22 protein-coding genes and 2 pseudogenes are annotated in these 24,895 nt (G+C 62.3%); 21 read left to right on the top strand and 3 right to left on the bottom strand.

All coding sequences use genetic code 11. From position 1 onward, the window contains the following. Positions 1-61 precede the first annotated feature (61 nt). The 7 genes from hslV (at position 62) to AC3WLP_RS22710 (ending at position 7,777) form a co-directional block, all read left to right on the top strand. Positions 62-592 (top strand): ATP-dependent protease subunit HslV, encoded by a 531-nt coding sequence (hslV, locus tag AC3WLP_RS22740; RefSeq protein ID WP_003249309.1) that lies wholly within the window; start codon positions 62-64, stop codon positions 590-592. A 76-nt stretch (positions 593-668) separates the two neighbouring features. Then, entirely contained in the window at positions 669-2,012 is a 1,344-nt protein-coding gene (gene hslU, locus AC3WLP_RS22735; RefSeq protein WP_003249308.1) for an ATP-dependent protease ATPase subunit HslU, read from the top strand. Positions 2,013-2,178: 166 nt separating this feature from the next. Beyond that, on the top strand, positions 2,179-2,556 hold the full coding sequence (locus AC3WLP_RS22730; RefSeq protein ID WP_003249306.1) for a gamma-butyrobetaine hydroxylase family protein: 378 nt from the start codon (positions 2,179-2,181) through the stop codon (positions 2,554-2,556). 268 nt (positions 2,557-2,824) lie between these two features. Then, a complete protein-coding gene (phaC, locus tag AC3WLP_RS22725; RefSeq protein ID WP_004576724.1) occupies positions 2,825-4,504 on the top strand; it encodes a class II poly(R)-hydroxyalkanoic acid synthase in 1,680 nt (559 codons plus the stop codon). 62 nt (positions 4,505-4,566) lie between these two features. Next, positions 4,567-5,418, top strand: coding sequence for a poly(3-hydroxyalkanoate) depolymerase (gene phaZ / locus AC3WLP_RS22720; RefSeq protein ID WP_003249302.1), 852 nt, complete (start codon positions 4,567-4,569; stop codon positions 5,416-5,418). Positions 5,419-5,467: 49 nt separating this feature from the next. After that, positions 5,468-7,150, top strand: coding sequence for a class II poly(R)-hydroxyalkanoic acid synthase (gene phaC / locus AC3WLP_RS22715; protein WP_004576726.1), 1,683 nt, complete (start codon positions 5,468-5,470; stop codon positions 7,148-7,150). A gap of 12 nt (positions 7,151-7,162) precedes the next feature. Further along, positions 7,163-7,777 carry a TetR/AcrR family transcriptional regulator gene (locus AC3WLP_RS22710; RefSeq protein ID WP_012053918.1) on the top strand — a complete coding sequence of 205 codons (615 nt, stop codon included), beginning with the start codon at positions 7,163-7,165 and terminating at the stop codon, positions 7,775-7,777. A gap of 111 nt (positions 7,778-7,888) precedes the next feature. On the opposite strand, the gene AC3WLP_RS22705 is transcribed toward AC3WLP_RS22710, so the two are convergent. Together AC3WLP_RS22705 and AC3WLP_RS22700 are read right to left on the bottom strand one after the other, a co-directional pair. Further along, positions 7,889-8,674 carry a phasin family protein gene (locus AC3WLP_RS22705; protein WP_088512554.1) on the bottom strand — a complete coding sequence of 262 codons (786 nt, stop codon included), beginning with the start codon at positions 8,672-8,674 and terminating at the stop codon, positions 7,889-7,891. 10 nt (positions 8,675-8,684) lie between these two features. Continuing rightward, complete coding sequence (locus AC3WLP_RS22700; RefSeq protein WP_010955571.1) at positions 8,685-9,104, bottom strand: phasin family protein; 420 nt, start codon at positions 9,102-9,104, stop codon at positions 8,685-8,687. 179 nt (positions 9,105-9,283) lie between these two features. Here AC3WLP_RS22700 and AC3WLP_RS22695 point away from each other — a divergent pair, with 179 nt between their 5' ends. Continuing rightward, complete coding sequence (locus AC3WLP_RS22695) at positions 9,284-14,044, top strand: DUF6543 domain-containing protein (protein ID WP_219732901.1); 4,761 nt, start codon at positions 9,284-9,286, stop codon at positions 14,042-14,044. An 18-nt stretch (positions 14,045-14,062) separates the two neighbouring features. Here AC3WLP_RS22695 and AC3WLP_RS22690 read toward each other — a convergent pair whose 3' ends face one another. Then, entirely contained in the window at positions 14,063-14,338 is a 276-nt protein-coding gene (locus tag AC3WLP_RS22690; protein WP_003249289.1) for a polyhydroxyalkanoic acid system family protein, read from the bottom strand. Positions 14,339-14,462: 124 nt separating this feature from the next. Between AC3WLP_RS22690 and ubiE the strand changes: the two genes are divergently transcribed. The 13 genes and pseudogenes from ubiE to AC3WLP_RS22625 all read left to right on the top strand — a co-directional run bounded on the left by ubiE (position 14,463) and on the right by AC3WLP_RS22625 (position 24,841). Continuing rightward, entirely contained in the window at positions 14,463-15,233 is a 771-nt protein-coding gene (ubiE, locus tag AC3WLP_RS22685) for a bifunctional demethylmenaquinone methyltransferase/2-methoxy-6-polyprenyl-1,4-benzoquinol methylase UbiE (protein WP_004576729.1), read from the top strand. Then, positions 15,233-15,856: a ubiquinone biosynthesis accessory factor UbiJ gene (locus AC3WLP_RS22680; RefSeq protein WP_003249286.1), complete on the top strand. Its 624-nt coding sequence runs from the start codon at positions 15,233-15,235 to the stop codon at positions 15,854-15,856. The genes ubiE and AC3WLP_RS22680 overlap by 1 nt, the downstream gene beginning before the upstream one ends. After that, positions 15,853-17,475 carry a ubiquinone biosynthesis regulatory protein kinase UbiB gene (gene ubiB / locus AC3WLP_RS22675; RefSeq protein ID WP_004576731.1) on the top strand — a complete coding sequence of 541 codons (1,623 nt, stop codon included), beginning with the start codon at positions 15,853-15,855 and terminating at the stop codon, positions 17,473-17,475. Before AC3WLP_RS22680 ends, ubiB begins: the two co-directional genes overlap by 4 nt. Before the next feature lie 72 nt (positions 17,476-17,547). Next, a complete protein-coding gene (hisI, locus tag AC3WLP_RS22670; protein WP_003249284.1) occupies positions 17,548-17,940 on the top strand; it encodes a phosphoribosyl-AMP cyclohydrolase in 393 nt (130 codons plus the stop codon). Position 17,941: 1 nt separating this feature from the next. Further along, positions 17,942-18,277 (top strand): phosphoribosyl-ATP diphosphatase, encoded by a 336-nt coding sequence (locus AC3WLP_RS22665; protein WP_003249283.1) that lies wholly within the window; start codon positions 17,942-17,944, stop codon positions 18,275-18,277. Between the two features lie 81 nt (positions 18,278-18,358). Beyond that, on the top strand, positions 18,359-18,631 hold the full coding sequence (locus tag AC3WLP_RS22660; protein WP_088512556.1) for a twin-arginine translocase TatA/TatE family subunit: 273 nt from the start codon (positions 18,359-18,361) through the stop codon (positions 18,629-18,631). Between the two features lie 3 nt (positions 18,632-18,634). Further along, positions 18,635-19,021, top strand: coding sequence for a Sec-independent protein translocase protein TatB (tatB, locus tag AC3WLP_RS22655; protein ID WP_014754683.1), 387 nt, complete (start codon positions 18,635-18,637; stop codon positions 19,019-19,021). Continuing rightward, positions 19,018-19,806 (top strand): twin-arginine translocase subunit TatC, encoded by a 789-nt coding sequence (tatC, locus tag AC3WLP_RS22650; protein WP_003249278.1) that lies wholly within the window; start codon positions 19,018-19,020, stop codon positions 19,804-19,806. The genes tatB and tatC overlap by 4 nt, the downstream gene beginning before the upstream one ends. After that, positions 19,803-20,510 carry a 16S rRNA (uracil(1498)-N(3))-methyltransferase gene (locus AC3WLP_RS22645; RefSeq protein ID WP_088512557.1) on the top strand — a complete coding sequence of 236 codons (708 nt, stop codon included), beginning with the start codon at positions 19,803-19,805 and terminating at the stop codon, positions 20,508-20,510. The genes tatC and AC3WLP_RS22645 overlap by 4 nt, the downstream gene beginning before the upstream one ends. 101 nt (positions 20,511-20,611) lie before the next feature. Then, positions 20,612-21,673, top strand: a pseudogene (locus AC3WLP_RS22640) (methyl-accepting chemotaxis protein); the annotation flags it as partial. Beyond that, positions 21,656-22,528 (top strand): methyl-accepting chemotaxis protein, encoded by an 873-nt coding sequence (locus tag AC3WLP_RS22635; protein ID WP_371920361.1) that lies wholly within the window; start codon positions 21,656-21,658, stop codon positions 22,526-22,528. The pseudogene AC3WLP_RS22640 and the gene AC3WLP_RS22635, both read left to right, overlap by 18 nt. 93 nt (positions 22,529-22,621) lie before the next feature. Continuing rightward, positions 22,622-23,986, top strand: a pseudogene (locus AC3WLP_RS22630) (methyl-accepting chemotaxis protein); the annotation flags it as partial. After that, complete coding sequence (locus AC3WLP_RS22625) at positions 23,969-24,841, top strand: methyl-accepting chemotaxis protein (protein ID WP_370626949.1); 873 nt, start codon at positions 23,969-23,971, stop codon at positions 24,839-24,841. The pseudogene AC3WLP_RS22630 and the gene AC3WLP_RS22625, both read left to right, overlap by 18 nt. Positions 24,842-24,895: the final 54 nt, after the last annotated feature.

Here is a 24,895-nt window from a genome sequence, read left to right as displayed (position 1 = left end):
CCCCCACCCCCATATGAGTCTGCATCAGGCACTTTCGCCCCGCTGCGTGGAGACTCTCCCCTTGACCACAATCGTTTCTGTCCGCCGTAACGGCAAAGTCGTCATGGGCGGCGACGGCCAGGTATCCCTTGGCAACACCGTGATGAAAGGCAACGCCAAGAAGGTGCGCCGCCTGTACCACGGCCAGGTCATCGCGGGCTTCGCCGGCGCCACTGCCGACGCCTTTACCCTGTTCGAGCGCTTTGAAGGTCAGCTGGAAAAACACCAGGGCCACCTGGTACGCGCCGCCGTCGAGCTGGCCAAGGAATGGCGTACCGACCGCTCACTGAGCCGCCTGGAAGCCATGCTGGCCGTGGCCAACAAGGATGCATCCCTGATCATCACCGGCAACGGTGACGTGGTCGAACCCGAAGATGGCCTGATCGCCATGGGTTCCGGCGGCGCCTATGCCCAGGCCGCAGCCCGTGCCCTGCTGAACAAGACCGACCTCTCGGCCCGCGAAATCGCCGAGACCGCCCTGAACATCGCCGGCGACATCTGCGTGTTCACCAACCACAACCTGACCATCGAGGAGCAGGACCTGGCCGACTGATTCAGCTGTTCTGGCGCCCCTTCCCGGTGAAGGGGCTTTTCCACGCTGACTCACCTGCCCAAGGACCGTATTGATCATGTCCATGACCCCCCGCGAGATCGTCCACGAACTCAACCGCCACATCATCGGCCAGGACGACGCCAAGCGCGCCGTGGCCATTGCCCTGCGCAACCGCTGGCGGCGCATGCAGCTCCCTGCCGAGCTGCGTGCCGAAGTCACCCCCAAGAACATCCTGATGATCGGCCCTACCGGCGTCGGCAAGACCGAAATCGCCCGCCGGCTGGCCAAACTGGCCAACGCGCCGTTCCTCAAGGTCGAAGCCACCAAGTTCACCGAAGTGGGCTACGTGGGCCGCGACGTCGAGTCGATCATCCGTGACCTGGCCGATGCCGCGTTGAAGATGCTGCGCGAGCAGGAGATCATCCGCGTGCGCCACCGCGCTGAAGACGCCGCCGAAGACCGCATCCTCGACGCCCTGCTGCCCCAGGCACGCGTCACCAGCTTCAGCGAAGAAGCCGCGCAGACCAGCAGCGACTCCAACACCCGCCAGCTGTTCCGCAAGCGCCTGCGCGAAGGCCAGCTGGACGACAAGGAAATCGAGATTGAAGTGGCCGATGCCGTCGGTGTCGAAATTGCTGCGCCGCCCGGCATGGAAGAAATGACCAACCAGCTGCAGAGCCTGTTTGCCAACATGGGCAAGGGCAAGCGCAAAGCGCGCAAGCTGAAGGTGAAAGAAGCGCTGAAGATGGTTCGCGATGAAGAAGCGAGCCGCCTGGTCAACGAGGAAGAACTCAAGGCGAAGGCCCTGGAAGCGGTCGAACAGCACGGCATCGTGTTCATCGACGAAATCGACAAGGTTGCCAAGCGCGGCAACGTTGGCGGCGCCGATGTGTCCCGTGAAGGCGTGCAGCGCGACCTGCTGCCGCTGATCGAAGGCTGCACCGTCAACACCAAGCTGGGCATGGTCAAGACCGATCACATTCTGTTCATTGCCTCGGGTGCATTCCACCTGAGCAAGCCGAGCGACCTGGTGCCCGAGCTGCAAGGCCGCCTGCCGATTCGTGTCGAGCTGAAGGCACTGACCCCGGAAGACTTCGAGCGTATCCTGCAGGAGCCGCACGCGTCGCTGACCGAGCAGTACCAGGCATTGCTGAAGACCGAAGGCCTGAACATCGAGTTCCTCGCCGACGGCATCAAGCGCCTGGCCGAGATTGCCTACCAGGTCAACGAGAAGACCGAAAACATCGGTGCCCGCCGCCTGCACACCCTGCTCGAGCGTTTGCTCGAAGAGGTGTCGTTCAGTGCGGGCGACCTGGCCAGCACCCATGACGAAGCGCCGATCCAGATCGACGCGGCGTATGTGAACAGCCACCTGGGTGAGCTGGCACAGAACGAAGACCTGTCGCGTTACATCCTGTAAGACCGTTTTCGACAGTTTCGCGGGCAAGCCCGCTCCTGCACATGTCACCCCATCCCTTGGGCCTGTGGTGATCCGTGCAGGGGCGGGCTTGCCCGCGAAGAGGCCCTTGAATCCCTCCCCCATAAGCTGGAAGCTGTGCTTCATCAGCTCCCGAGAGATTCTGCCCATGGCCCGCCTGCCTACCGCCATCAACCTGCACAAAGCCTCCAAAACCCTCAGCCTCACCTACGCGCCCGGCGAGGTCTACCACCTGCCCGCCGAGTTCCTGCGCGTGCACTCTCCCTCCGCCGAGGTCCAGGGCCACGGCAACCCCATCCTGCAGTTCGGCAAGATCAACGTCGGCCTCAGTGGCCTGGAACCTGCCGGCCAATATGCACTGAAACTGACCTTCGACGACGGCCATGACAGCGGCTTGTTCACCTGGGAATACCTTGAGCAACTGTGCCTGCGCCAGGAACAACTGTGGGCGGAATACCTCGACGAGTTGCACAAGGCCGGCAAATCCCGCGACCCAGCCGAATCTGTGGTCAAGCTCATGCTCTAGCGCAAGGCCTGAGGGGTTTAGAGCGCATTTTCTAAATTCATCTGTTTGAATGACTTGCAGACAGCCCAGTGAAGGGCTGTCTTGCGCATTACACGAAAGTCGGGTAACCAATGGGTGTGGCAAGTTCCCTGCATCACTTTGCAGGTCGTCAGCACCCACGCAGCACCGCTGTTCCTTATCACTGGTCACCCGAGTAGCAGTACCGGGCTCAGGGCTGTGCACCCACCACAGCAACCGGTACTCGTCTCAGGACAACGGAGCGTCGTAGATGAGTAACAAGAACAACGATGAGCTGCAGCGGCAGGCCTCGGAAAACACCCTGGGGCTGAACCCGGTCATCGGCATCCGCCGCAAGGACCTGTTGAGCTCGGCACGCACCGTGCTGCGCCAGGCCGTGCGCCAACCGCTGCACAGCGCCAAGCATGTGGCTCACTTTGGCCTGGAGCTGAAGAACGTGTTGCTGGGCAAATCCAGCCTGGCCCCGGACAGCGACGACCGTCGCTTCAATGACCCGGCCTGGAGCAACAACCCGCTGTACCGCCGCTACCTGCAAACCTACCTGGCCTGGCGCAAGGAGCTGCAGGACTGGGTCAGCAGCAGCGACCTGTCCCCCCAGGACATCAGCCGCGGCCAGTTCGTCATCAACCTGATGACCGAGGCCATGGCGCCGACCAATACCCTGTCCAACCCGGCTGCGGTCAAACGCTTCTTCGAAACCGGCGGCAAGAGCCTGCTCGATGGCCTGTCCAACTTGGCCAAGGACATGGTCAATAACGGCGGCATGCCCAGCCAGGTGAACATGGATGCCTTCGAAGTGGGCAAGAACCTGGGCACCAGCGAAGGCGCGGTGGTGTACCGCAACGATGTGCTGGAACTGATCCAGTACAGCCCCATCACCGAGCAGGTGCATGCCCGCCCGCTGCTGGTGGTGCCACCGCAGATCAACAAGTTCTACGTGTTCGACCTCAGCCCGGAAAAGAGCCTGGCGCGCTTCTGCCTGCGCTCGCAGCAGCAGACCTTCATCATCAGCTGGCGCAACCCGACAAAGGCCCAGCGCGAGTGGGGCCTGTCCACCTACATCGATGCGCTGAAAGAAGCCGTCGACGCGGTACTGGCGATTACCGGCAGCAAAGACTTGAACATGCTCGGTGCCTGCTCCGGCGGCATCACCTGTACCGCACTGGTGGGCCACTATGCCGCCATTGGCGAGAACAAGGTCAACGCCCTGACCCTGCTGGTCAGCGTGCTGGACACCACCATGGACAACCAGGTTGCATTGTTTGTCGACGAGCAGACCTTGGAGGCCGCCAAGCGCCACTCTTATCAGGCGGGCGTGCTGGAAGGCAGCGAAATGGCCAAGGTGTTCGCCTGGATGCGCCCCAACGACCTGATCTGGAATTACTGGGTTAACAACTACCTGCTGGGCAATGAGCCCCCCGTGTTCGACATCCTGTTCTGGAACAACGACACCACGCGCCTGCCGGCCGCCTTCCACGGCGACCTGATCGAAATGTTCAAGAGCAACCCGCTGACCCGCCCCGATGCCCTGGAAGTGTGTGGCACCGCGATCGACCTGAAACAGGTCAAATGCGACATCTACAGCCTCGCCGGCACCAACGACCACATCACCCCATGGCCGTCATGCTACCGCTCGGCACATCTGTTCGGTGGCAAGATCGAATTCGTACTGTCCAACAGCGGGCATATCCAGAGCATCCTCAACCCGCCGGGCAACCCGAAGGCACGTTTCATGACCGGTGCCGACCGCCCGGGGGACCCGGTGGCCTGGCAGGAAAACGCCACCAAGCATGCAGACTCCTGGTGGTTGCACTGGCAAAGTTGGCTGGGCGAGCGTGCCGGCGCGCTGAAAAAGGCACCGACCCGCCTGGGCAACCGTGCCTACGCCGCCGGCGAAGCCTCCCCAGGCACCTACGTTCACGAGCGTTGAGTTACAGCGCCGTGGCGGCCTGCGGGGCGCCACGGTGTTTACTTCACCCAAGAGTCACGTGCATGCCGCAACCCTATATTTTCAGGACCGTCGAGCTGGACCACCAGTCCATCCGCACCGCTGTTCGCCCTGGCAAACCGCACCTGACGCCGTTGCTGATCTTCAACGGCATCGGCGCCAACCTCGAGCTGGTGTTCCCGTTCATCGATGCACTTGACCCGGACCTGGAAGTCATCGCCTTCGATGTGCCTGGGGTCGGCGGCTCGTCCACACCACGCCACCCGTATCGCTTCCCTGGGCTGGCCAAGCTGACCGCACGCATGCTCGACTACCTCGACTACGGCCAGGTCAACGTCATCGGCGTGTCCTGGGGCGGCGCCCTGGCCCAGCAGTTTGCTCACGATTACCCCGAGCGCTGCAAGAAACTGGTGCTGGCCGCCACCGCTGCCGGTGCGGTAATGGTGCCAGGCAAGCCCAAGGTGCTGTGGATGATGGCCAGCCCCCGGCGTTACGTGCAGCCGTCGCATGTCATCCGCATTGCACCGATGATCTATGGCGGCGGCTTCCGACGTGACCCCGACCTGGCCATGCACCATGCCGCCAAGGTGCGCTCCGGCGGCAAGCTGGGCTACTACTGGCAGCTGTTCGCAGGGCTGGGCTGGACCAGCATCCACTGGCTGCACAAGATCCAGCAGCCCACCCTGGTACTGGCCGGTGACGACGACCCGCTGATCCCGCTGATCAACATGCGCCTGCTGGCCTGGCGGATTCCCAATGCCCAGCTACACATTATCGACGACGGCCATCTGTTCCTGATCACCCGTGCCGAAGCCGTCGCCCCGATCATCATGAAGTTCCTGCAGGAAGAACGTCAGCGTGCGGTCATGCATCCCCGTCCGGCCTCGGGGGGGTGAAACAGCTGCGGCCTGACAGGGGAAATGGATCAGACGAGGGAGTGTTGCCATGAAAGACAAACCGGCCAAAGGATCGACAACGCTCCCCGCCACCCGCATGAACGTGCAGAACGCCATCCTCGGCCTGCGCGGCCGCGACCTGCTTTCCACGCTGCGCAACGTCGGCCGCCACGGCCTGCGCCACCCGCTGCATACCGCGCATCATCTGCTGGCGCTTGGCGGGCAGTTGGGGCGGGTGATGCTGGGGGACACGCCCTACCAGCCGAACCCGCGTGACGCACGCTTCAGTGACCCGACCTGGAGCCAGAACCCGTTCTACCGCCGCGGCCTGCAGGCCTATCTGGCCTGGCAGAAGCAGACACGCCAGTGGATCGATGAAAGCCATTTAAACGACGATGATCGAGCCCGCGCCCACTTCCTGTTCAACCTGATCAACGATGCGCTGGCGCCCAGCAACTCACTGCTCAATCCGCTGGCGGTCAAGGAGCTGTTCAACACCGGCGGCCAGAGCCTGGTGCGCGGCGTGGCCCACCTGCTCGACGACCTGCGTCACAACGATGGGCTGCCGCGTCAGGTGGACGAGCGCGCCTTCGAAGTAGGCGCCAACCTGGCGGCGACCCCTGGCGCAGTGGTATTTCGCAACGAGCTGCTGGAGCTGATCCAGTACTCGCCGATGAGCGAAAAGCAGCACGCACGCCCACTGCTGGTCGTGCCGCCTCAGATCAACAAGTTCTACATCTTCGACCTCAGCGCTACCAACAGCTTTGTCCAGTACATGCTCAAAAGCGGCTTGCAGGTGTTCATGGTCAGCTGGCGCAACCCCGACCCACGCCACCGTGAATGGGGCCTTTCCAGCTACGTGCAAGCCCTGGAGGAAGCGCTTAATGCCTGCCGCAGTATCAGCGGCAACCGCGACCCCAACCTGATGGGCGCCTGTGCCGGTGGCCTGACCATGGCCGCACTGCAAGGCCACCTGCAAGCCAAGCAGCAATTGCGCCGGGTACGCAGTGCCACCTACCTGGTCAGCTTGCTGGACAGCAAGTTCGAAAGCCCGGCCAGCCTGTTCGCCGATGAGCAGACCATCGAAGCGGCCAAGCGCCGCTCTTATCAGCGCGGCGTGCTGGACGGTGGCGAAGTGGCGCGGATCTTCGCCTGGATGCGGCCCAACGACCTGATCTGGAACTACTGGGTCAACAACTACCTGCTCGGCAAGACACCGCCGGCGTTCGACATCCTGTACTGGAATGCCGACAGCACGCGCCTGCCCGCCGCGCTGCATGGCGACCTGCTGGAGTTTTTCAAGCTCAACCCCTTGACCTACGCGTCCGGGCTGGAGGTGTGCGGTACCCCGATTGACCTGCAGCAGGTCAATATCGACAGCTTTACCGTGGCCGGCAGCAACGACCACATCACGCCATGGGACGCGGTGTACCGCTCGGCCTTGCTGCTGGGTGGCGAACGGCGCTTCGTGCTGGCCAACAGCGGGCATATCCAGAGCATCATCAACCCGCCAGGCAACCCCAAGGCCTACTACCTGGCCAACCCCAAGCTGAGCAGCGACCCACGCGCCTGGTTCCACGACGCCAAGCGCAGTGAAGGCAGCTGGTGGCCGTTGTGGCTGGAGTGGATCACCGCACGCTCCGGCCTGCTCAAGGCACCGCGCACTGAACTGGGCAACGCCACTTACCCACCGCTAGGCCCCGCGCCAGGCACCTACGTGCTGACCCGATGAGCTGCTGACTGGATGAAAACCCGCGACCGTATCCTTGAATGCGCCCTGCAGTTGTTCAACCAGCAGGGCGAACCCAACGTATCCACCCTGGAAATTGCCAACGAACTCGGCATCAGCCCAGGCAACCTGTACTACCACTTCCATGGCAAGGAGCCCTTGGTACTGGGCTTGTTCGAGCGTTTTGAAGAAGCGTTGATGCCGTTGCTGGACCCGCCGCTGGAGGTGCGCCTGGACGCAGAGGACTACTGGCTGTTTCTGCACTTGATCGTCGAGCGCATGGCTCAGTACCGCTTCCTGTTCCAGGATCTGTCCAACCTGACCGGGCGCCTGCCCAAGCTCGCCCGAGGCATGCGCAGCCTGATCAATGCAATCAAACGCACGCTGGCGGCGCTGTTGGCCAGCCTGAAGCGCCAGGGGCTGGTGGAGAGTGATACCCAGGCGCTGGGGCAACTGGTTGAGCAGATCACACTGACGCTGATGTTCTCGCTGGATTATCAGCGTGTGCTGGGGCGCGAGGGGGATGTGGGGATCGTGGTGTATCAGGTGATGATGCTGGTGGCGCCGCATCTGCAGGCCCAGGCCCGGGCGGCGGCGGAGCAGCTGGCAGTGAAGTACCTGGAGGGGTAGGCCTGCTGGAGATGTGGTGTTGCAGCCGACGCATTCGCGGGTAAACCCGCTCCTACAAGGTTTGGCGCATCTTGTGGGAGCGGGTTTACCCGCGAAGAAGGCGACGCGGTATCAGATCAGGGTACCGGTGCCGGTAGGTGCCGATGGCGTGCTGCTGGCCGGGGTAGCGGCAGGTGCCGGTGCAGTGGTCGCAGCAGGCGCAGCGCTGGCCGCTGGGGCCGCCGGCTTGGCGGCTGCCGGTTTGGCCGGCGCCTTCTTCACCGCAGGTTTCTTGGCCGCTGCCGGCTTCGCCGCAGGCTTGGCTGCTGCAGGCTTGGCTGCAGGTTTTGCCGCTGCGGTTTTGGCTGCGGGTTTTGCCGCTGCGGTTTTAGCAGCAGGTTTGGCCGCCGCCGTTTTCGCCGCAGGCTTGGCTGCTGCCTTGGCCAGTGGCTTGGCCGCAGCCTTGCTCGCAGCCGGCTTGGTTGCTGCAGTGCGCGACGAAATCGGCGTAACCGAAGCACCGGTCAGCTTCTCAATCTGCTTGGTCAGGCTATCCACCTGCTGGTGCAGTGCCTTGATCTCGTTGCGGCTCGGCACACCCAGGCGCGAGATGGCGCTGTTAAGGCGCTTGTCGAAGGCTTCTTCAAGTTCGCTCCACTTGCCCAGCGCACGGTCCTTCACGCCCGTCACCCGCGAAGTGGTCGAAGACTTGGCAGTCTCGGCAACATCTTCAGCCGTCTTTTTCGCCTGCTTCTCGGCCTTCTCGCCATCCTTCACCAGCGAGTCGAACAGCTTCGGGCCGTCCTGGTCGATCTTCGAATAGATACCCAGCCCCGCCAGCCAGATCTTGCGGGAGTATTTCTCGATCCCGCCGACCCAGGAGCTGCTTTCTTTTTCGGTGTTCTTCTTGCCAGCCATCCTGCTCTCCTTATGGTTTGTGCGCGACGCGCTCAAGCAGCTCATGCAACTGTTCAAGCTTGATCGACAACGCCTCAACGTCATGTTTAGACGGAATACCCAGGCGATTCAAGGCGCGACCGACCCGTGCGTCGAAAGCTTTTTCGATCTTGTCGAGTTGAATTTCTACCTTGCCGCGTACGCGGCTCACTTCTTCACCGACTTCGTCGAGCTGATGGTTGGCGGCATCGAGTTCTTTATCGATGCGCTTCTTGCCGCGCTTCTCGACACCTTCACCCGCCCTGACCAGCTCTTTGAAGTAGTCAGCGCCTTCCTGACCGACGCGGGCGTAGGCGCCGATACCGGCCAGCCAGATCTTGCGCGCATAGCCGCGCACCTCGCCAAGCGTGTCCAGGGCTTCGTCTTTTTTCTTCGCAATCACTTTGGCCATGCTGTGTACCTCATGCTCATGAGTGGTGGAAAACCGCCCATGGAGGCTGGGCTTGTGCATAAGGTAGGGAAGAAAATTAGAAACCTCACCCTAAGGTCTTCGTTGTCGCATCTATATACCGCAAGCCCCGTTCACCATAGCGCTAGCGTCGCAGGCCTCACCTCACGGACATCGACGCCATGACTGCTGTAGCAAACCCACCCAGGCTGACGTTCAAGCAACGCGTGGCAGCCTGTTTCTCCAAACGACCCAGCCTGCGGGACGTTTTATCAAAAGAAGCATTCCAGGTTTTCAGCGACCGGTATCCATGGGTGCACCGCAACCACCCTCACATCACATCGCTCGATCCTTTCGTCATCCTGCATGCACCGGCCAGCACCGATGACCTCTCACGTCAGAGCGGGCTGGTGGACGAGCTTCTCAAGCATTTTCTGGCCAAGGAACGTGTGCAACTGGGCGCCGCAGACAGGCTGAGCATCAGCCCTCCCCATGTGTTTCAAATTCAGGAGCAAAGCCAGGACAACCTCCGCCAACCCGAAATCATGCCGGACCTGTCGAAGCTCAACGATGACTTCGATACAGTGCTTGGCGCGTTGATACCCGCCTTCCAGCAAGCCCAGATCGGCTTCTGGAACGGGCTCGACGAAGACAGCCAAGTCTCGCGCATGCTCTGGCTGGAGCACACCATCAAGGCTGCATTGCTCGAGAACCTCCCTCGCCAAGGTCTGGCAGATGATGCAAAAGCTGCAATGTACGCCCTGCTCGACGGGGTACACGACAGCCTGGCTGTCGAGGCGATACAAGTCACGCTCGGAACGGATGGCGGGGCACACACCGTTACCCTACCGGATCTGTTGCTCATCACCACAAGCGGCAACCGCAACCTGGTTCTGCAATGCAAGCCCTGCGGTTCGGTTCGTCGCCATGTTGACCTGCCCAGCTTTGCCACTGCGCTGCAACGGCAGCTAGCGCAACGCTATCGCTTCGAGGCATTGTCCTGGGCGCACACGCCGGTGATCGGACGGCCTTTCGCCTTCCAGGCCAGGCAGCTGCTGAACGATATCCTTGACGACATCGGACGCCTGCGTCTTGCTGGCCTGGCAACCGTCGACGAGTTGGAGCGACAACTGCGCCAGGTGAGCGACCCGTCAGCTTACTTCCTCGACCTGCCTTCGCAGGAACGAACTGCACCCGCCGTCAGTCCGCCGCGATGGCTGCTCAATGCCAGCGCTGAGGACCGCTATGCCTATCACACTGCACTGCTCGATCTGGCGGCGAACCAAGGTCGGTCGAAGGGTCGCACATCGCTGGGCGATGTCGAGGATATCCGTGATTACGCCGCTCGCCGCTTGCGTGAGACCCTGCAGACCAGCTACCCAGACAAGGCGGTGCACGATCCGAACGAGGTGCACATCCGCATTTCCCAGGCCATCATCGGCGCCGGCACACAAGGGCAGTCACTGTTCTTGCGCACGGTGCCCCTGACCGACTTGGCAGTTTCACGCCTGCGGCTGGAGGCTGGCGAGGTGATGAGCGGGATGAATTTCGAGGACGGCTCGCCTGTCACCGACTGGCTGAGCATCGACCAGATCAGGGGCCTGATTCATCAGGTCGACATCGGCGGTCACTACCCCTCCTACCTGAAGGACCAAGTCAACACCCAACCGCGCAGGGCCGAGCGAATCCGACAGCATGCCAGGGAATGGCGTTACGCCCTTCGGTTCAGCACCCTGAAGGCCAAGATCGAGCAACAGCTTGGCGAAACGGCAAGCCAGGCAATTCTCAGGTTCTGCCAGGGCATGTCCAATGGCGTGGACCTTCTGCGCATCGCCCCCCTGGCGTTTCTTTGCGCACCTGGCGCTTCGGCAAGCGATGTGGCGCACGGGATGTTCATTATCGAAATACCGGCAAGCGGCACCTGGGTCTTGTACCGCCCATTCTATGCCGGCAGAGCGTTGCAGGAATTTCCGACCCTCGAATTGCTAATGGACGCAATCCGCAGCAGGGGCGAACTGCAAGAGAGCGTATTGGCCTGGCTCGACGATGACGCGCGCCCGATTTACCAGAACGACGGGTTCAAGCACCCGCACTTGCACCCGAACATTAAAGCGCTGACGCACCTGCTCAATGTGCCGGTCGAGCTACTGGACGGCCTTTTGCAACGCCTCAGACGCCCGGTCCAGGTCTCGTTCCAGGCGTGGACGGAAGATCTGGACACCTACCTGTTCAACGCGCGTATCGAGACCATGTTATTGGCCTCAGCCAGCAACAGCGTCTCCAATGCTCAAGAAGTGCGGGCTTTGGTGAAGGAGGCTGCGTGGGCGATCTTCAATACCGTCACCCAACTTTGGCATGGCCCGATGACCACGCTGGTGTGGCTGGTGGTGGCGCTGTCGGCAGCCAAGGAAGACGTGGAGGCGCTGATCAAGCGCAGCGGTGACAACAAGATCGTCGCAGCCATAGACCTGATCACCAACCTGGCCTTGCTCCTTGCCCACCGCCCTGCAACGCCACCCACCAACAGCGAAGAGCCCGCTACGCTCCGTTTTTCAGGCCCTGCGCCGAAGGAAGATTCCCCGCCGCCAGCGGTCGAGCAGCCACAGGAGAAACCCTGGCAGGCCCCCGTCGAGCCGCCGCAGCCCAGGATCATGCGGGTAAATGCCTGGCGTGAGGAGCAGAGCCTGAGCAAGCTGTCGCCCCAGGTGCGTCAGTCAATGGCCCAATTGCAGGCTTTGCAGCCGCTGGAAGGGCACCTGCCACTGGCTAAGGGCCGTCTGCGGGGCCTGTACAGCATCGCCGGCCGGTACTACGTCAAGCTCGGCGATGACGCCTATGAGGTCATCGAGACCTGGAACGGCATGCAGATCATCGGGCCCGAGCCGAGCAGCAGCGAATGGGTGTCGCAATGGAATGGCGACCCGGACGGTTATCACATCGTAGGTCGTGAACGGCAAAAAGGGCCATGGCTTACGCGCTGGCATGAACAATGGACTTTGAACGTGAGCCTCTTTGGCGGCATGCCAAAGGACAGGCACACCATCAACGCTGAAAACCGCCAACGGTTCGACACGTTGAGCGCAACCGCCACGGCGAATCAACAAATGCTTAATCAGATGGCGCCACTTATGGAACGCAGCCAAGTGCAACTGCAGGCTTATGACGACCTCGCTCAGGAGTACAGCATGGCTATCGACGCACTGCCTGCACAGGAGCGCGCTTCACCGCCGCCAGCATTGCAGCTTCAGAGGCAGGCACTCAAAGCCCAACGCCTGCGCCATTTGCCGGAAATCCGGGCATCCGCGCTCTACCTGGAACGGCAGAGCACGCTGCTGCATGGAAACATCGAAGTATTCAAGGAGATGGCTGAACCACGGTTCAGCAAATTCGACACCCGAGCCCCGAACCGACGGCGATACGGCAATTGGTACGGTGCAGCCATCGAAAACGACATGCTGCTGTGCCGCCGCCTGCTGGAGCAGGTCGACCATCAGGCACTGAGCGCACAGGCCATCGGGCTGCCCCGCTTTCCAGAGACAGCCGAGCAGATTCAGCAATACCTCGATCATCGTGAACGGGTACGCGATTCCTGCCAGGCCAGCCGCCGCCTGCTTGTCGTCAGCCAGCGGCTGGATCGGATCCTGGCGGAAACACTGCAGGACCCCAAGATCGATTTTGCCAATAAAGCCACGAAACTCGCTCAGACCATTCAACGCAGGACGTATTCGACGCTGGTCATTCGGGCCCAACTGCTCAGTGACCTGGCCTACCTCGCCGTGGACAAGTCTCGGCTCTCTGCGGACACGGCCGAGCATTTGCTTGCAATGCGCGCACCGCTCAGCGGCATCGAATTCAGCCGCACGGTATGGAGCCACGACGGCCTGGCAGCCACCGAAGAGACGGCCCAGGTCAAAGCCGAACTGCTTGAGGATATCCTTCAGAAATACCGTACCGTGCTGGACCGCGCCCAATACATGAAGACGTTGGACTCCCCTGCGCTGGTGGCTGACGTGCTGGACGAATACATACGCGAACTGTCCACGATCACCCAGATCACGGAGCAGCAACTGAGCGCGAGCTTGACCAACCTCGACAGCGGCATCAGTCCCCCCTCGCCAGCGCCCTACCATCGCCCGGCAACGATCAGGCGCCGGGTCATCCGTGTCGACCGAGGTCGACCGTTGCTAGTGGAAATCGACCAAATGGGCAATCGGGCCATCCAGCGCAGTGCATTCAACCAGGAGCCTGCGGGCAGCTTCGCTCAACGCGACGGGGTGTGGCATGCCGTGCCTGAGCAAGCACGGCCGGCCCCGCGCGACCGAGCACAGCTTCGCCAGCGAGCAAACCGCCTGCTGGCAGAGGTGGATGGAAAAATCGCCTTCGCCGCTCACTATGCCGATGAGCCCAACAGCCTGAGCGACTTCCTGGAATGGCCGGCCGGTGACATGCGCGAAGTTCAGCAGCAACTGACCGAGCTGAACAACCCACTGGATTCCAGCTTGGTCGACCTCCTTCGGGCAGCCGTAGACCGCGTCCATCACGAAAGGCTTCGGCTGCTCACCGACGCGTATCTGAACACCCGCCATCCCGACGGCAAGGCCCTTCGTTTCCTGGCTGAGCAGAAGCGGATTCGTGTCAGGCAGACCGTGATTCGCCGGCAGCTACGTCACGCCAATGATTACCTCGACGTCTACGAGATTCGCGATGTGCAAGCGCCACAGCGGCTACTGTGGGAGGCGCACTTTCATTATTCCAGCCTCGAAGCGAGAGGGCATGACTTCGTCAAGGGCCACCTCAAGTTCTGGGATGCAGGTGTAAGGGGCCGCAAGGCCATGCTCGAGCAGGCCGCAGACGCACGCGAGCGCATCGCGATCTACCGCGGCGATCTGCGCCTGGAGCAGGTGATTGGCATCATTCCTTTCCCGGCGGACGCGCCGCAGTAGCCAGACAGCGGCGCCGGCTCAGGCCAGGGCCTTGTCCAGCGCCCGCTCGATCTCACCCTTGATGGTGCCGCTCATCATCGACAGCATCATGCCCAGCTTCAACTCGACGCGGATGCTGTCGTCGCCAATGTGCACACTGCCATTGGCGCCACTGCGCGCAACGTCCACGCGGTCACCGTTCCAGGTGGCCTTGAGGTCGTACTCGCGGCTGAGCTTGTCGACCAGCGCTTCGGCCTTGGCGCGGGCGGCATCACGGCCGAGGGAGTGTTTGCGTTCGACGCTGATCTGGGTCATGCGGGCGTTCCTGAAGATGTAGACATAATGAGCATTATGCCCGCCCCTGCCCACTGGCACACCCCGCCAAGACAAATCCGCCCGTTCGCCCTAGAATGTCGGTAATTTTTTCCGGTGAAGCGATATGAACGACCAGCGCAAAGGCGACCACGCCGAACCCACCACCCATTTCGGCTACCAGGACGTGCCTGAAAGCCAGAAGGCGAAGAAAGTCGCCGAAGTGTTCCACTCGGTAGCAGCCAAGTACGACCTGATGAACGACGTGCTTTCCGGCGGCATGCACCGCCTGTGGAAGCGCTTTACCATCGAGCTGTCGGGCGTGCGCAGCGGTAACCGCGTGCTGGACATCGCCGGCGGTACCGGTGATCTGGCGGCCAAGTTCTCGCGTCTTGTCGGGCCGACCGGGCAAGTGGTGCTGGCCGACATCAACGATTCGATGCTCAAGGTTGGCCGTGACCGCCTGCTTGACCGTGGCGTAGCCGGCAACATCGAGTTCGTCCAGGCCGACGCTGAAAAGCTGCCGTTCCCGGACAACCACTTCGACTGCGTGACCATCGCTTTCGGCCTGCGCAACGTTACCCACAAGGACGCCGCCATCCGTTCGATGCTGCGCGTACTCAAGCCCGGTGGCCGCCTGTTGATCCTGGAGTTCTCCAAGCCGACCAACAAGCTGATGTCCAAGGCCTACGACGCCTACTCGTTCGCCTTCATGCCGCTGGCTGGCAAGCTGATCACCAATGACGCCGAGAGCTACCGTTACCTCGCCGAGTCGATCCGCATGCACCCTGACCAGGAAACCCTGAAGAGCATGATGGTCGAGGCTGGTTTCGACCGCGTCACCTACCACAACATGACCAGCGGCATCGTTGCCGTGCACCGGGGAATCAAGCCCTGATGTTGCTGGCCGGGCTGCTCGCCAGCGTCGAACATGGCCTGAACCGCGTCCTGCGCCTGGACAGCACGGCCCTGCCGCGGCTGGCCGCGCTGGAAGGCAAAGTCATCGAGATCGACTGCCGCCAACCGGCCCTGCAGGTGTTTATCCTGCCCGATGAAGAAGGCCTGATGCTCGCCGCCCATTGGGAGGGCGAGGTCGACTGCCGCCTGCGCGCCCCCGCCGGTAGCCTGGCGCAACTGGCCTTGGTCAAGGACAAGACCGCTGTACTGCACAGCCCGCAGGTCGAGCTGCACGGCGACAGCGCCGTATTGCTCGACCTCTTCGGTGTGCTGCAGGACCTGGAGCTGGACTGGGAGCACGAGCTGCAACGCTGGCTTGGCCCGGTCGCCACGGCAATGCTGGCCGGCCACATCCGCCTGCGCGCTCGCTGGACTCGCCAAGGCCTGGCACGTTTCAGCCAGAACCTGTCCGAATACCTGGCCGAAGAATCCCGTACCCTGGTCGGCAAGCGCGAAGCCGAAGCCGCCTTCAGCGAGCTCGATGCCTTGAAGCTTGATACAGAACGCCTCGAAGCGCGCCTCAAGCGCCTCTCCCGATCCCTTGATACCAGCGATAACGCATGAAGCTGCTCGCCGTCCGACGTCTTTTTCGCATCCAGCGTGTGGTGATCCGCTACCGCCTCGATGACCTGCTGTTCGACCAGCCCTTGCTGCCCTGGTGGCTGGCCAGCCTGCGCCTGTTGATGCCGTGGCGCTGGCTGCCACGCAAGCCCACCGAACTCAGCCGTGGCGCGCGCCTGCGCCTGGCACTGCAGGACCTGGGGCCGATCTTCATCAAGTTCGGCCAGCTGCTGTCCACCCGCCGCGACCTGCTGCCCCCCGACATCGCCGACGAGCTGATGCTGTTGCAGGACCGTGTGCCACCGTTCGACCCGAAAAAAGCCGTGGCCTTGATCGAGGAACAGCTCGGTGCAAAGGTCGGCGAGGTGTTCAGCCGTTTCGACGTCGAGCCTCTGGCCTCGGCCTCGGTGGCCCAGGTGCACGCCGCACGCCTGAAAACCGGCGAAGAGGTGGTGGTCAAGGTGGTGCGCCCGGGCCTGAAGCCGGTCATCGCCCAGGACCTGGCCTGGCTGTTCCTGATCGCCAAGGCCGCCGAACGCGCCTCGGCGGATGCCCGTCGCCTGCACCCGGTGGAAATCGTCGGCGACTACGAAAAAACCATCTACGACGAGCTCGACCTGCTGCGCGAGGCTGCCAACGCCAGCCAGCTGCGGCGCAACTTCGAAGACTCCGAGCTGATGTACGTGCCCCAGGTGTACTGGGACCTGTGCCGCCCCAAGGTGCTGGTGATGGAGCGCATCTACGGCGTACCGGTGACCGACATGGCCACCTTGGCCGACCAGCGCACCGACATGAAGCTGCTGGCCGAGCGCGGCGTGGAAGTGTTCTTCACCCAGGTGTTCCGCGACAGCTTCTTCCATGCCGACATGCACCCTGGCAACATCTTCGTCAGCACGGTCAAACCGTGGAGCCCACAGTACATTGCCATCGACTGCGGCATCGTCGGCAGCCTCACCGCCGAGGACCAGGACTACCTGGCGCGCAACCTGTTTGCCTTCTTCAAGCGTGACTACCGCCGCGTCGCCCAGTTGCACATCGACTCGGGTTGGGTGCCGGCAAACACCAAGGTCAACGAGTTCGAAGCAGCGATTCGCACCGTGTGCGAGCCGATCTTTGAAAAACCGTTAAAAGATATTTCCTTCGGCCAGGTGCTGATGCGCCTGTTCCAGACCGCACGGCGCTTCAACATGGAAGTGCAGCCACAGTTGGTATTGCTGCAGAAAACCCTGCTCAACATCGAAGGCCTGGGCCGACAGCTGTACCCCGACCTGGACCTGTGGAGCACCGCCAAGCCGTACCTCGAACGCTGGATGCGCGACCGCTATAGCCCCAAGGCCGTGTTCGGCAACCTGCACAGCCAGGTAGAGCAACTGCCGCACCTGGCCGGCATGACCCGCGACCTGCTCGAGCGCCTGTCGCAGCCTCACCTGCACGATCCACAACTGCCGGAACGGCGCCGCCAGGGCGACCGCTGGGCGCTGCGCCTGCTGGGCGCCGGCCTGCTTGGCGGTGGCGCAGTTTTGGCTGCAGGCGCTGCCGAAACCGCCAGCCTGGCCGCCCCGGCCGCCTGGCCAGCCTGGTTGATGCTGGCTGCGGGCCTTTACCTGATCGTGCGCCAATAGCCAGCCGCGCCTGTGGCTGGCACACTAGCGCAAAGGGCCCGGCACAGGAGCGGGCCCGTTTTGGAGTCGACGATGAAAGACTGGCTGGACGAGATCAAGTGGAACAGCGATGGCCTGGTACCGGCGATCGCCCAGGACCACAAGACCGGACGCGTGCTGATGATGGCCTGGATGAACCGTGAATCGCTGGCCCTGACCGCCGCCGAGCAGCGTGCCATCTACTGGTCGCGTTCGCGTGGCAAGCTGTGGCGTAAAGGCGAGGAGTCCGGGCATGTGCAAAAACTGCATGAGTTGCGCCTGGACTGTGACGCCGATGTGATCATCCTGATGGTCGAGCAACTGGGCCATATCGCCTGCCATACCGGTCGTGAAAGCTGCTTCTACCGCGTCTATGAAGACGGCCAGTGGAAAATCGTCGACCCGGTCCTGAAGGACCCGGATGCCATCTACAGCGCAGGACATTGACATGAGCGACACCCTCAACCGCCTGGCCGAAGTGCTTGAAGAACGCAAGCAAGCGGCGCCTGACAGCTCCTACGTGGCCAGCCTGTACCACAAGGGCCTGAACAAGATCCTTGAAAAGCTCGGCGAAGAGTCGGTCGAAACGATCATTGCTGCCAAGGATGCCCAGATCAGCAAGGATTACAGCGATGTCATCTACGAAACCGCCGACCTGTGGTTTCATAGCCTGGTGATGCTCAGTGCGCTGGGCCAGCATCCGCAAGCCGTGCTGGATGAGCTGGAACGCCGCTTCGGGCTTTCCGGGCATGATGAAAAGGCCGCACGCCAGCCATCTGCCTGATGTTTTATCGGGGACGCCCGCTCCCACAGGCGCCGGGTTGCCGCATCGATATGCTGTACACACAATTTTCAGGAGTACGAAATGGGTATCTTTGACTGGAAACACTGGATCGTCCTGCTGGTCGTCGTGGTCCTGGTGTTCGGCACCAAGAAGCTGAAGAACTTCGGCAGCGACCTGGGCGAGTCGATCAAGGGCTTCCGCAAGGCCATGAACGAAGAAGAGAGCAAGCCGGCCGAGCAGACTCCGCCGCCTGCCCAACCTGTGCCACCGGTGCAAAGCACCGCGCAGCCGCAGCAAGGCCACACCATCGAAGGCCAGGCCCACCCGGTCCAAGAGCCGCAGCGGAAAGACTGACCCATGTTCGGCATCAGTTTCAGCGAGCTCCTGCTCGTCGGCCTGGTCGCCCTGCTGGTGCTCGGTCCCGAGCGCCTGCCGGGTGCCGCGCGCACGGCAGGCCTGTGGATCGGCCGGCTCAAGCGCAGCTTCAACAGCATCAAGATGGAAGTGGAGCGCGAAATTGGCGCCGACGACATCCGCCGCCAGCTGCATAACGAGCACATCCTGCAGATGGAAGAGGAAGCCAAGCGCATCCTCAACCCAATGACGCCACCCGCGAAGCCGCCGGTCACCACGGCCAGCGTGCAGCCACCTGCCGGGCTCGAAGCCAGGCCGGTCGAAGCACCTGCTGCCCCGGCCGCACCGTCTGAACCGCCTCAACCGCCTCAACCGCCGCGAGCCCCATGAGCGAGAATCCGGAACACGACCAGCCGATGCCGCTGGTTTCGCACCTGACCGAACTGCGCACCCGCCTGCTGCGCTGTGTTGCCGTCATTTTCCTGATCTTTGCCGGGCTGTTCTCCTTCGCCCAGCAGATCTACACACTGGTTTCCGCGCCGCTGCGCGAGCACTTGCCGGCCAACGCAACGATGATCGCCACCGATGTGGCCTCGCCGTTCCTCACGCCGTTCAAGCTGACCATGATCGTGGCGCTGTTCCTGGCCATCCCGTTCATCCTTCAGCAGATCTGGGGTTTTATCGCGCCAGGGCTGTACCGCCATGAAAAGCGCATCGCCATTCCACTGTTGGTGTCGAGCATCTTCCTGTTCTATGCCGGCATGGCATTCGCCTACTTCCTTGTATTCCCGCTGATCTTCGGTTTCTTCGCCAGCGCCACGCCAGAAGGCGTTTCGATGATGACCGACATCGCAAGCTACCTCGACTTCGTGATGACGCTGTTCTTCGCCTTTGGCGTGGCCTTCGAAATCCCGGTGGCGGTGGTGCTGCTGGTGTGGATCGGCGTGGTCGACGTGAAGTACCTGAAGAAAGTACGCCCTTATGTGATCATCGGCTGCTTCGTGGTCGGCATGGTCCTCACCCCACCGGACATCTTCTCCCAGACCCTGCTGGCCGTGCCCATGTGGCTGCTGTTCGAGATCGGCGTGCTGTGCGGCAGCCTGATCCGAAAGCGCAGCGCCCACGACGAAACCGCCGATGACCATAACGACCAGCCACCAGCGACCCAACCGTGAACCTGCTGCTTCTTGAAGAGGCCGACTTCGTCTCGGCCAACCGTGTCGTTCTTGCTGATCGGCGCTTCACCCATATGCAGGAAATCCACCGCGTGGCAGTGGGCGACAACCTGCGCGTGGGCCGTATCAATGGCCTGATGGGCAAGGCCACGGTGCTGCGCCTGGAGAGGCACGAAGCCGAACTTGAAGTGGCCTTCGACCAGCAGCCACCGGCCAAGCTGCCGCTGACCCTGGTGCTGGCGGTGCCTCGGCCAAAAATGCTGCGACGGCTGTTCCAGACCGTGGCCACATTAGGCGTGCCGCGGCTGATCCTGCTGAACAGCTACAAAGTCGAGAAAAGCTTCTGGCAAACACCTTTTCTGCAGCCCGAGAGCATTCGCGAAAACCTGATCCTGGGCCTGGAACAGGCGCGCGACACCGTGTTGCCCGAGGTGATCATTGAAAAACGCTTCAAGCCTTTCGTCGAAGACCGCCTGCCCACCATCGCCGCCGGCACCCTGGGCCTGGTCGGCCATCCCGGCCCCTACCCAGCCTGTCCGCGCGCCGTAGAACAAACCGTTACCCTGGCCATTGGCCCCGAGGGTGGCTGGATCCCCTACGAGATCGACCTGCTGGGCAAGGCAGGCCTGGCGCCGGTACAGCTGGGTGATCGCATCTTGCGGGTGGAGACCGCCGTCACCGCGCTGCTTTCGCGTATTTTCTGACACAAACACCACTTTTCCGCCCATCAAGTTTCCCTCTCCCGGGCCGATGGCCTTGGCAACAATACAATTATTTGTGCTGCCAAGCCGCCGGGGAGTCGAACATGTATCAATGGTTAGCCCAATCGCTGGGCGATGTGAGCGTCAATCGCAAACTGGGGCTGGGTTTCGGCCTGGTGCTGCTGTTTACCCTGGCGATTACCCTGACCGGCTGGCACGGCATGGACAGCATCATCGACCGTGGCGACAAGCTGGGAAACATCTCTGTTATCCAGCAATACACCCAGGAATTGCGTATCGCCCGCCAGCATTACGATCGCCGCCGCGACGACGCTTCGCTGGCAGAACTGGAAAAAGCCCTGAGCAACCTCGACCGCCAGGTGCAGCGGATGCTTGGCCAGATCGAACAACCCGCCGACCGCCAACGCCTCGAACAGCAACGCGAGGCAGTGCGCATCTACCAGCAGGCATTCAACGAGCTTAAGCAAGCCGACCAACGTCGCGAAGCCAGCCGTGATGTACTGGGTAGCAGCGCCGATAAAGCCGTGGAGTTGATAGGCCGCGTACAGCGTAGCCTGCTGCAAGGCGCAAACATCAACCAGTACCAGCACGCGGTGGACGTCAGCGCCCTGCTGCAACAAGCGCGTTTCCAGGTGCGTGGCTACACCTACAGCGGCAATGCCGATTACCAGCAAACGGCACTGAAGGCCATCGACCAGGCCTTGGCCGAGCTGCGTGCACTGCCGGCCAAAGTGCCAGCCGAACATGCTGCCAGCCTGGATGATGCCGCCACGGCCATGGGCGGCTACCGCGATGCGGTGACCCAATTCGGCAATGCCCAGCTTGCCAGTGAGCAAGCGCTGCAACGCATGGTTGAACAAGGCACGGTACTGCTGCAGGCCAGCCAGATGATGACCACCTCGCAAACTGAGGTGCGCGATGCCGCGGCCGCGCAGGCCAAAACACTGCTGGCAGTTGCCACCGTGCTGGCACTGGCCCTTGGCCTGCTGGCCGCCTGGGCCATTACCCGGCAGATCATCATCCCTCTGCGCCAAACACTGCGCGCCGCAGAGCGTGTGGCCAGCGGAGACCTGACCCAGAGCCTGCAGGTGCAACGCCGCGACGAACTGGGCCAATTGCAGGCCAGCATGCATCGTATGACCCAAGGTTTGCGTGAACTGATCGGCGGTATTGGCGATGGCGTGACGCAGATCGCCAGCGCTGCCGAGGAGCTGTCGGCGGTCACAGAGCAGACCAGCGCCGGGGTCAACAACCAAAAGGTCGAAACCGACCAGGTGGCGACCGCGATGAACCAGATGACTGCCACCGTGCACGAAGTGGCACGCAATGCCGAGCAGGCTTCGGAAGCCGCCTTGATGGCCGACCAGCAGGCCCGCGAGGGCGATCGCGTGGTGGGCGAGGCAGTGGCACAGATCGAGCGCCTGGCAAGCGAAGTGATCAACTCCAGCGAAGCGATGAACCTGCTCAAGACCGAGAGCGACAAGATCGGCAGCGTACTCGACGTAATCAAATCGGTGGCCCAGCAAACCAACCTGCTGGCCCTCAACGCAGCAATCGAAGCCGCCCGCGCCGGAGAGGCCGGGCGTGGCTTTGCCGTGGTTGCCGACGAAGTACGCAGCTTGGCCCAGCGCACACAGCAGTCGACCGAAGAGATCGAAGAGTTGATTGCCGGCCTGCAAAGCGGCACCCAACGGGTGGCCAGCGTGATGGACAACAGCCGCCAACTGACCGACAGCAGCGTCGAGCTGACCCGCCGCGCCGGCAGCTCGCTGGAAACCATCACCCGCACGGTGTCGTCGATCCAGGCAATGAACCAGCAGATTGCCACAGCGGCCGAGGAGCAGACGGCGGTGGCCGAAGAAATCAACCGCAGCGTGATGAATGTGCGTGATATTTCCGACCAGACCTCGGCGGCGAGTGAGGAGACGGCCAGCTCCAGCGTGGAACTGGCGCGGTTGGGTACCCATTTGCAAGGGTTGGTTGGGCGGTTCCGGCTGTGATCTGAACCAGCGGTCGCCCGGTCGGGCCTCTTCGCGGGTAAACCCGCGCCTACACACATGCACAGGCCGTCGTAGGAGCGGGTTCACCCGCGAATGGGCCGGCCCTGCTGGCCAATTTCCACCCGCCGTTCACCGTTGCCGGCACTACCGTATTCGCGGGTAAACCCGCGCCTACACACATGCATAGGCTGTCGTAGGAGCGGGTTTACCCGCGAAGAGGACGGCACAGGACGAAATATATCCTACTGTTCGCGGCGAACTTTCCTACCTGATTATCAGGTCAAGTCCTACAGCTCCACTGCCGATGGGCAGAGATGTGATGCCAGCCATGCGCCTGCATCCTTTCTCTCACTCGCTCGGAGATTCCCCATGCTTGGCTCCCTCAACCGCAAGCTCGGCAACATCAGTGTCGCCGCCAAGCTGGCCCTCGGCTTCGCCGTGGTCCTGCTGCTCACCCTGGCCACCACCATCAGCGGCTGGCGTGCCCTGGATGGTGCCATCGTGCGCTCACAGCAACTCAGCGAAATAGGCCTGATCAACGACCTGACAAAAGACCTGCGCGCGGAACGCATCACCTACCGCGTGCTCAACGACGATGCCAGCAGAGCACGCATCAGCAACATCCTCGACCAGCTCAACAGCATGCTGACCACCCTGCAACAACGCAGCAACGTCGATGAGTCACGGCAGTTGCTGACAGAGAAAATGGCATTGTTGCAGAGCCTGGGCGACACCTTCAGCGAACTGCAGCGCAGCGTCGCCAGCCGTGTGGCCCTGCGCGAAGCCCTGCAGTCACAGGAGCATGCACTCAGCGAGGCGATTGACCAACTGCAGACCCAGGCCTTGCTGAAAATGCCTGACAACAGTCAGCAAAGTGGTGTGCTGGGCCTGATGGATACCCTCAGCCGACATGTCGAAGGTGCCAACCAGCAAAGCCTGGTTCCAGCCTACACCTTCGCCCCGGTCGAGGATTTTGCCAAAGTCGGTGATAACGCCCTGGATGCCGCCGACAATAGCCTTGCGCAACTGCTTGAAGGCCTTGCGCCGTTGGGCTTGCCACGCGCCATCACTGAGCAACCGGGTGTCGAGCTGAGCAAATACCGCACCAGCCTGGATCAGTACCGCCGCGCCGCCGTACGTGTGGAGCAGTTGCAGAACAACATGGAAAACATGGGCAACGAGCTGCGAACGGTGAGCCTCGAACTGGGCAAACGCAAGGTCGAACAACGCGACAGTGAGGCCCTGGCCGCCCGGTCGCTGCTGACCAGTGTGGCGCTGCTGGCCATGGTGGTAGGGGCGCTGGCCGCCTGGCTGATCACCTTGCAGATCACCCAGCCGTTGCGCCAGACACTGGCCGTGGCTGCCCGCATCGCCAAGGGTGACCTGAGCCAGGTCGACAGCGTGCAACGTCGCGACGAAATGGGCCAGCTGCAAACCAGCATGCGCGAGATGACCTTGAGCCTGCGCGAGCTGATCGGTGGCATTGATCAGGGTGTCGGCCAGCTGTCACAGGCCGCCACACAGTTGGCGGCCAGTAGCGAAGACACCAAGCTGCGCATCAATCAGCAGCGCGAGGAAACTGACCAGGTGGCGACTGCCATGAACCAGATGAGCGCCACTGTGCAGGAAGTGGCACAGAACGCCGAGCAAGCCTCGCTGGCCGCGACCAGCGCTGACCAGCAGGCCCAGGTGGGTGACCAGGTCGTCGCCGAAGCCATCGGCCGTATCGAACAGCTGGCCGGGCAGATGGACCATTGCCTGGCGGCCATGCAGCACCTGGCAGGCGAGAGCCAGCGGATTGGCAGCATTCTCGATGTGATCAAGTCGGTGTCCGAACAGACCAACCTGTTGGCGCTGAACGCAGCGATCGAAGCGGCACGGGCTGGTGAAGCCGGGCGCGGCTTTGCCGTGGTGGCCGATGAGGTGCGTGGCCTGGCACAGCGCACGTCGACGGCGACCGAAGAGATCGGCCAACTGATCGACAGTCTGCACAACGGTACCGACGAAGTGACCCGCTTGCTGGACAGCAGCAAGAGCCTGACCGAACAGAGCGTGGAGCTGAGCCGCAGGGCCGGGCACGCACTGAGCCAGATCACCGACACGGTATCGAGCATTCAGGGCATGAACCAACAGATCGCCACCGCCAGTGAAGAGCAGAGCGTGGTGGCCGAGCAGATCAACCGAAGTGTGATCAATGTGCGGGATGTTTCGGATCAGACCAGCGCGGCCAGTGAGCAGACGGCAGCCTCGAGTGGAGAACTGGAGCATCTGGGGCAGCAATTGCGGGGGATGGTGGGGCGGTTCAGCCTCTGATTTCGCCTCGCCCTCTTCGCGGGCAAGCCCGCTCACACAGGTACATCACCCCCA

Source organism: Pseudomonas sp. FW305-E2 (genome assembly GCF_058782925.1).
Note: the sequence above shows the minus strand (reverse complement) of the source record. Positions and strands in the feature narration are given on the sequence as shown.

What these genes read in the sequence shown, in the direction of transcription:
- AC3WLP_RS22710 (WP_012053918.1), top strand. Translation starts at nt 7,163, where the DNA reads ATGAAAACCCGCGACCGTATCCTTGAATGCGCCCTGCAGTTGTTCAAC.
- ubiB (WP_004576731.1), top strand. Translation starts at nt 15,853, where the DNA reads ATGAAGCTGCTCGCCGTCCGACGTCTTTTTCGCATCCAGCGTGTGGTG.
- phaZ (WP_003249302.1), top strand. Translation starts at nt 4,567, where the DNA reads ATGCCGCAACCCTATATTTTCAGGACCGTCGAGCTGGACCACCAGTCC.
- hisI (WP_003249284.1), top strand. Translation starts at nt 17,548, where the DNA reads ATGAAAGACTGGCTGGACGAGATCAAGTGGAACAGCGATGGCCTGGTA.
- phaC (WP_004576726.1), top strand. Translation starts at nt 5,468, where the DNA reads ATGAAAGACAAACCGGCCAAAGGATCGACAACGCTCCCCGCCACCCGC.
- AC3WLP_RS22730 (WP_003249306.1), top strand. Translation starts at nt 2,179, where the DNA reads ATGGCCCGCCTGCCTACCGCCATCAACCTGCACAAAGCCTCCAAAACC.
- tatB (WP_014754683.1), top strand. Translation starts at nt 18,635, where the DNA reads ATGTTCGGCATCAGTTTCAGCGAGCTCCTGCTCGTCGGCCTGGTCGCC.
- AC3WLP_RS22665 (WP_003249283.1), top strand. Translation starts at nt 17,942, where the DNA reads ATGAGCGACACCCTCAACCGCCTGGCCGAAGTGCTTGAAGAACGCAAG.
- AC3WLP_RS22700 (WP_010955571.1), bottom strand. Translation starts at nt 9,104, where the DNA reads ATGGCCAAAGTGATTGCGAAGAAAAAAGACGAAGCCCTGGACACGCTT.
- tatC (WP_003249278.1), top strand. Translation starts at nt 19,018, where the DNA reads ATGAGCGAGAATCCGGAACACGACCAGCCGATGCCGCTGGTTTCGCAC.
- AC3WLP_RS22680 (WP_003249286.1), top strand. Translation starts at nt 15,233, where the DNA reads ATGTTGCTGGCCGGGCTGCTCGCCAGCGTCGAACATGGCCTGAACCGC.
- AC3WLP_RS22690 (WP_003249289.1), bottom strand. Translation starts at nt 14,338, where the DNA reads ATGACCCAGATCAGCGTCGAACGCAAACACTCCCTCGGCCGTGATGCC.
- AC3WLP_RS22695 (WP_219732901.1), top strand. Translation starts at nt 9,284, where the DNA reads ATGACTGCTGTAGCAAACCCACCCAGGCTGACGTTCAAGCAACGCGTG.
- phaC (WP_004576724.1), top strand. Translation starts at nt 2,825, where the DNA reads ATGAGTAACAAGAACAACGATGAGCTGCAGCGGCAGGCCTCGGAAAAC.
- hslU (WP_003249308.1), top strand. Translation starts at nt 669, where the DNA reads ATGTCCATGACCCCCCGCGAGATCGTCCACGAACTCAACCGCCACATC.
- AC3WLP_RS22625 (WP_370626949.1), top strand. Translation starts at nt 23,969, where the DNA reads ATGCGCGAGATGACCTTGAGCCTGCGCGAGCTGATCGGTGGCATTGAT.
- AC3WLP_RS22705 (WP_088512554.1), bottom strand. Translation starts at nt 8,674, where the DNA reads ATGGCTGGCAAGAAGAACACCGAAAAAGAAAGCAGCTCCTGGGTCGGC.
- AC3WLP_RS22635 (WP_371920361.1), top strand. Translation starts at nt 21,656, where the DNA reads ATGCATCGTATGACCCAAGGTTTGCGTGAACTGATCGGCGGTATTGGC.
- AC3WLP_RS22660 (WP_088512556.1), top strand. Translation starts at nt 18,359, where the DNA reads ATGGGTATCTTTGACTGGAAACACTGGATCGTCCTGCTGGTCGTCGTG.
- ubiE (WP_004576729.1), top strand. Translation starts at nt 14,463, where the DNA reads ATGAACGACCAGCGCAAAGGCGACCACGCCGAACCCACCACCCATTTC.